The sequence below is a fragment of the Streptomyces flavofungini genome, assembly GCF_041028215.1.
Classification (GTDB): Bacteria; Actinomycetota; Actinomycetes; order Streptomycetales; family Streptomycetaceae; genus Streptomyces; species Streptomyces flavofungini_B.
Map to the genome: position 1 here is coordinate 1 of NZ_JASKYR010000740.1, position 4225 is coordinate 4225.

At 74.8% G+C, this 4225-nt stretch carries 3 protein-coding genes and 1 pseudogene; 3 read left to right on the top strand and 1 reads right to left on the bottom strand.

What is annotated here, in order from left to right:
• Positions 1-110: 110 nt before the first annotated feature.
• Both AB8Z36_RS33540 and AB8Z36_RS33545 read left to right on the top strand, forming a co-directional pair.
• Positions 111-1289, top strand: a pseudogene (locus tag AB8Z36_RS33540) (cation:proton antiporter); the annotation flags it as partial.
• 191 nt (positions 1290-1480) lie between these two features.
• Positions 1481-2596, top strand: coding sequence for a helix-turn-helix domain-containing protein (locus tag AB8Z36_RS33545; RefSeq protein ID WP_440582066.1), 1116 nt, complete (start codon positions 1481-1483; stop codon positions 2594-2596).
• A 52-nt stretch (positions 2597-2648) separates the two neighbouring features.
• Here the strand turns inward: AB8Z36_RS33545 and AB8Z36_RS33550 are convergent, their stop codons facing one another.
• Positions 2649-3518, bottom strand: a complete 870-nt coding sequence (locus AB8Z36_RS33550) for a YwqG family protein (protein ID WP_369217163.1) — start codon at positions 3516-3518, stop codon at positions 2649-2651.
• A gap of 143 nt (positions 3519-3661) precedes the next feature.
• Here AB8Z36_RS33550 and AB8Z36_RS33555 point away from each other — a divergent pair.
• Positions 3662-4225 (top strand): SCO2400 family protein (locus AB8Z36_RS33555; protein ID WP_369217164.1); only part of this gene is annotated, 564 nt, incomplete at its 3' end.

Consider the following 4225-nt stretch of genomic DNA (forward strand, 5'->3'; position numbering starts at 1 on the left):
GCCCCGCCGCACACCCCGAAGCACCGCTGCGCCATCGCGCCCGGCCCGCCACGGCCGACGCCCGAAGGAGCACTGACGCCATCGCCGAGCCACACCCGGAGGAGACGCCCGTGCACCACACCACCGCCCTGCTCATCGAGCTCGGGGCCATCATCCTGGCCCTCGGTCTGCTCGGCCGCTTCGCCGGCCGGGTGGGCTTCTCGCCCATCCCCCTCTATCTCCTCGCCGGACTCGCCTTCGGACACGGCGGCATCCTCTCGCTCGGCGCCAGCGAGGAGTTCATAGCGACCGGCGCCGAGATCGGCGTCATCCTCCTGCTGCTCCTGCTCGGCCTCGAATACAGCGCCGGGGAACTCGTCACCAATCTCAGGACCCAATTCCCCTCCGGCATCGTCGACTTCACCCTCAACGCGCTGCCCGGGGCGGCGGCCGCGCTCCTCCTCGGCTGGGGTCCCGTCGCCGCCGTCGCCCTCGCGGGCGTCACCTGGATCTCCTCGTCGGGCGTCATCGCCAAGGTCCTCGGCGACCTGGGCCGCCTCGGCAACCGCGAGACACCCGTCATCCTCGGCGTCCTGGTCATCGAGGACCTCGCCATGGCCCTCTACCTGCCTCTCCTCACCGCCCTGCTCGCCGGTGCGGGCCTCGCCGGGACCGGGGTCACCCTGCTGATCTCCCTGGGCACCGTCGGCACCGTGCTGTACGTGGCGCTGTGCCACGGACGGCTCATCAGCCGCGCCGTCTCCTCCAGCAACCCCGAGATGCTCCTGCTCGTCGTCCTCGGCCTCACCCTGCTGGTGGCCGGTTTCGCCCAGCAGCTCCAGGTCTCGGCCGCCGTCGGCGCCTTCCTCGTCGGCATCGCGCTCTCCGGCAAGACGGCCGAGGGCGCGGGTGTGCTCCTCACGCCCCTGCGTGATCTGTTCGCCGCGGTGTTCTTCGTCTTCTTCGGCCTGTCCACCGACCCCGCCGACATCCCGGCCGTACTCGTTCCCGCGCTGCTCCTGGCCGTCGTCACCGCGAGCACGAAGCTCGCCACCGGCTGGTACGCGGCCCGTCGCGCCGGGGTCGGGCCCGCGGGCCGCTGGCGGGCGGCGGGCGCGCTGGTGGCCCGCGGGGAGTTCTCCATCGTCATCGCCGGGCTCGCGGTCGGCACCGAACCCCGCGTCGGCCCGCTGGCCACCGCGTACGTCCTCATCATGGTCGTCATCGGCCCGGTCACCGCCCGCTTCACCGAGCCCGTGGCCCGCCGCCTCACCAGCCCGGCACCCACCCCSMCGACCAGGCCCCCCGGGCCGCCTCCGCGCCGGGTGGCCAGAGCCCGTCCGCGGCCCGCTCCGCCTGGCGCGACGTACCGCCCCGGCAGGTGCGGCGCTTCGCCGCGCTCGCCCTGGAGGAGGTGCCCGCGCTCGCCCAGGACATCCTGCGCGAGATCCGCGCCGAGTACCCCGGACTCCCCGTCGTCCTCGACGACTCGGGCGAACCCATGGCGCTGGTGGGCATCCGCCGCGCCCTGGAGGGCTTCGTCAAGGAGATCGCGTCGCAGGAGGGCAGACCCCGCTACCACCTGGAGGTCTTCCAGGAGTTCGGCCGCGGCGAGGGCCTGCACGGCCGCAGCCTCGACTCGCTCCAGGCGATCTACCGCCTCGGTGTGCGCCTCGCCTGGCGCCGCCTCGCCGAGATCGGCCAGCAGATAGAGATCCCGCCCCCCGCCATGTACGAACTCGCCGAGTCCGGCTTCGAGTACCTCGACGGCCTCGTCGACCAGTCCGTACGCGGCTACGCCGAGGCCGCCGCCCGTGAGGCGGGCGAACGGCTCCGGCTCCAGCGCAAGCTGATGGAGCTGCTGCTCTCGGAGCGCCGTTCCGAGACGGGCGGCGGCCCGCCGTCCTACGGCGACCGCTCCCCGGGGCATGCGTCCGGGCAGGGCGGCGCCACCGCGCTCGGCAACGGCCTCGGTGAACGGGCCGCCCGCGTCGGCTGGCAGCTCCCCGAGCGCGTCGCGGTCGGCGTGCTGCTCCGCCCCGCCCGCGAGGCCGTCGCCCCGGCGGTGGGCGAGGGCGTCCTGCTCGACATGGAGGCCGAACAGCCCCGCATGGTCGTGCCCGACCCCGAGGCGGCGGGCCGCCCCGAGCTGCTGCGCCGCGCCATGACCGGCTGGGCCGGGGCCATCGGCCCGCCGGTGCCGCTCGCGGACGCCGCGAAGTCGCTGCGCTGGGCCGAGGCCGCCGTGCGGCTGATGGAGCGCGGGCTGCTGCCCGCCGGGGAGGTGCTGCACTGCACGGAGCACACCGAGGCGCTGGTGCTGCTCCAGCCGGAGGAGCTCATCGAGGACCTGGCCCGGCGCTGCCTCGCGCCCCTGGACCACTGCGGTCCCGCCCATGGCCGCCGCCTCGCCGAGACCCTCCTCGCGTGGCTGGAGACGCGCGGCGGCGCACCGGAGGTCGCGGCGCGGCTCGGCGTCCACCCCCAGACCGTCCGCTACCGCCTGCGCCAGATAAGGGAGCTCTGGGGCGACGAGGTGGACGACCCGGACCGCCGCTTCGAGCTCGAACTGGTGCTGCGGGCACGGAGGCTGCGGGGTCAGCTCGGGCGGGCCTAGAACCGCCCGGGCGTCCTCCTGGGCCCGGGCCGCCTCCCGGGGCGGTCTCCGCCTAGCAGCACTGCCAGGTGAACAGGGCCTTCTCGAAGCGGCGTTCGGCGAGGTCGTCCCTGCGGATCAGCCAGTAGAGGCAGCCGCCGTCGCCCCACATCATGTCCGCCGCGTCGTCCGTGTCGAACTGGGCGAGGAGCACCCACTCCCGCATCTCGTCGACGAGCCGCGGGTCGTGCCAGTCCGTCCCGGGCCCGAGGGCGGCGCGGGCGACCTCAAGCTCGACGGGGTCCTGGACCGACTGCGGTGTGCCGCCGAGCTGGTGGCCCGCCTCCTCGTCGTACCTCCACAGGGCGTCGGTGAACTTCTCGTCGCACACCGGGTGTTCGTACTCCTGGAACGCCGTCGCGTGCGGTGCCAGGGCCTCCTGGATCTGCGGGTGCGTCGGCTCCGCCACCGTCAGCTCCACGCGCGCGGCGAGCGGGACGTGGGGGTACGCCTCCAGCTCGTGCGGGGTGTCGCGCCGGGAGGCCTTCGCACCCGCCGGTATGAACACCACCCGGGCGCCCGCCCAGGTCTCCGGGGCGTCCACCTCCACGAACGCCTCCTCCTCGTCGTCCAGTTGGCCGTCGTAGTAGAAGAAGGCGAGCGTGCCGGAGTCCGGGAACGGTATGTCGAGCGCCCCGGAGGGCAGCGCCGCGCAGTCCACCGAGGCGATGAACGACAGGGCGCCTTGCCCCTCCCACACCGGCCACTCCACCGACTCCGGGAGCCGGGGCTCGCCGCCCAACTGCCCCACCACCGCGTCGTCCCCGCCCGCCGCGGCGAGTCGGATGCCGGGCCTGAGCAGCCCGAGCCACCGCTCGGCCACGTCGGAGGGGAGGTGCTCGTGCGCGAGGGCGTACAGCTCACCCGAGGAGTTCTGCGTCATGCCCTGAATCATGCCTCCTGCCACTGACAACGCGGCCCGTGGCGGGCCCGCGCGGCCGCCGCGCCGGAGTTATTGATTCCGCACACAACTTTCACAGCGGCACCTTCCGCTGTCACCGGAGCGGCGCCTAGCCTCCAAGCCTCATGGACTACTGCCACCCGTGCCGCAGGCACCTCAACGGAGCCCTCGCCTGCCCGGGGTGCGGAACCCCGGCCGAAGCCTGCCGGGAGTACGCGCGCTCCCTCACCGCACGGGACGAGTCCACCGGCCGCGACGACGGCCACGACGCGGACTCGCCCCGCGCGGGAGGCCGCGCGGGAGGGCGTGCCCGGGCCCGTGGCCGCGTCCGGCGGGGCGAGCGCGGTCGCGCCGCGCACCGGCGCAGACGCCGCAAGGTCCTCCTCGTCACCGCGGGTCTCGCGCTCGCGGCCGGTGGTCTGAGCCTCGCCGAACTCGGCACCGAGGGCCCCTCGGAGCAGCCCGCCGCCGCGTCCGCCCCGGACGGGGGCGGCGAGGGCGAGAGCGCGTCCACGACGCCCGGCACGGCACCGGGCGGTGGCGCGTCGGCCGAGGAGGCGGCGGCCACGGCGACGGCATCGGCGACCGGCGGCGAGCGGGCCGAGGACGCCGGGAGGAAGAAAAAGAAGAAGGACCGCGAGGACGGGGCGGACCCGGGCGAGGCCGAGGACGGTCAGGACGAGCGGGGC

What these genes read in the sequence shown, in the direction of transcription:
- AB8Z36_RS33550 (WP_369217163.1), bottom strand. Translation starts at nt 3,518, where the DNA reads ATGACGCAGAACTCCTCGGGTGAGCTGTACGCCCTCGCGCACGAGCAC.
- AB8Z36_RS33545 (WP_440582066.1), top strand. Translation starts at nt 1,481, where the DNA reads ATGGCGCTGGTGGGCATCCGCCGCGCCCTGGAGGGCTTCGTCAAGGAG.